The 1,682-nt window shown below is 53.2% G+C and carries 1 protein-coding gene and 1 pseudogene; both read right to left on the bottom strand.

Annotated elements, in window-relative coordinates:
* Window positions 1-275, bottom strand: a pseudogene (locus HWQ67_RS17840) (efflux RND transporter periplasmic adaptor subunit); the annotation flags it as partial.
* On the bottom strand, window positions 247-1,446 hold the full coding sequence (larC, locus tag HWQ67_RS17835; RefSeq protein WP_218254043.1) for a nickel pincer cofactor biosynthesis protein LarC: 1,200 nt from the start codon (window positions 1,444-1,446) through the stop codon (window positions 247-249). The pseudogene HWQ67_RS17840 and the gene larC, both read right to left, overlap by 29 nt.
* Between the last annotated feature and the right edge of the window lie 236 nt (window positions 1,447-1,682).

Here is a 1,682-nt window from a genome sequence, read left to right as displayed (position 1 = left end):
CCCTTTTTGACCTGGTTGCCAACGCGGGCATACATGTGCGTGATTGTCCCGGTAGCCCTGGCACCTATCTTTATCATGGCCCCCACCTGGGGTTTGATGATGCCGGTCTCCACCACGACACTGGCAAGGTCTGCACGCTTCACCGTCGCTGTGTCAAGCGGTTTGATCTCAGCCTGCCTGTGGGCTTTGTTGTAGAAATACCACCCCACTACCGCAGCAACGATAACCAGCACGGCAATCACCGCCTTAATGTACTTGCCTCTCCCCAATGCCATTGACCTGTTGCAAAGCCGCCGCATATACGTCCTTGACGGCCACGTTGTGTCTGTCTGCAAGCGCCCGGCAGTCCTCAAACTCCGGCGCTACGTTTGTTACACGTCCCTCGTGGAGGGCGGTCTTTACCCGCACGTCGCCATAGGGGGTCGCAACCGTTGTCGTCTGACGCTCAAGGGTCTGTCGTTCTACCCCGTAGTAGCGCAGGCCGATTGTCGTCGTTTCGGCAAAGACGATCCCCGTCAGCGCTTCTCGTATATCGACGGGTGTTATAATTGTCAGTTTGATGGCCGGTCTGCCCTTTTTCATGATAATGGGCGTGAGAAAGACATCCAACGCTCCAGCCTCAAACAGCCTTGTCATCAGCGGCTCGTACAACTGCGGGGACATGTCGTCTATGTTGGTTTCGATGACGATAATCTTTGGTACGGCAATTTCCGGTTGCACAGTATCGGGCGCCTCACCCCTGAAGACCCTCAGTACGTTTGGGGTGTTGTGGAAGTCCCTCTGCCCTGCCCCACAGCCGATGGCCGAAACCGTCATCTGCGGCATGTGGGCAACTGCGCTACACTCATGTTTTATGATGGCCGCCCCGGTAGGGGTTGTAAGCTCTGCGTTGATGTTGGTAGCGTACAGAGGCATCCCCTTGAGCAGCTCTGCCGTGGCCGGCGCGGGGACGGGCAGGATGCCGTGCTGCGTCTTTACGATACCGCTTCCCACGTTTACCGGGGATACGAACTGTCGCTCGATACCGAGATAGTCAACGGCCAGGAGGTATCCCAGGATGTCCACAAGACAGTCGATGGCGCCAAGCTCGTGCAAGTGTGTCTGGTCGTAGCAGGTGCCATGCACGCTTGCCTCGGCGGCAAAGAGTCCCTTGAAAATCCGCAGTCCCCGCTCCTTGATCCCATCTTTGAGTGTCGAGGCATTGATAATTCTCTCAACGTCTGACCATTTGGTGGCGCTGTTGTGGTTATCTTCTATACAGACGTCGAACTTGGTGCCCTTGAGTCCGCCGCGCAAGACGCCCTTGCAACTGATGCAGTCGCGTCCAATTGGCAGGAAGGATAGGTTGTCTCTGAGGTAGTCAATGGGCACCCCCAGGTCAATCATCGCCCCTACGAGCATGTCACCACTGGCCCCACTGGCGCACTCTATGTAAACAATATCCATACCGGATATTTTACCCCCTGTGCGTTAAAAAAAGATAGGAGCCCAATTGCCTCATCTAAAATCTATACGAAGTAAGACTCGTTGCCTCACATAAAAATCTATACGAAATTATAATAAACCTCATATAACAACATTATAGGAGGCAAATATGTCGTTAAAGATGAAAGAGAGGCAAGCAATAACAAAGGTATTGGTCAAGAGATATAAAACAGCAAATAAGAAGCAAAAAAAAGTGA

The organism is Candidatus Magnetobacterium casense, assembly GCF_019173545.1.
GTDB lineage: Bacteria > Nitrospirota > Thermodesulfovibrionia > Thermodesulfovibrionales > Magnetobacteriaceae > Magnetobacterium > Magnetobacterium cryptolimnobacter.
This window is presented reverse-complemented; position numbering and strand designations above follow the sequence as displayed.

Coding starts and splice junctions, on each gene's coding strand:
- larC (WP_218254043.1), bottom strand. CDS start 1,446: ATGGATATTGTTTACATAGAGTGCGCCAGTGGGGCCAGTGGTGACATG.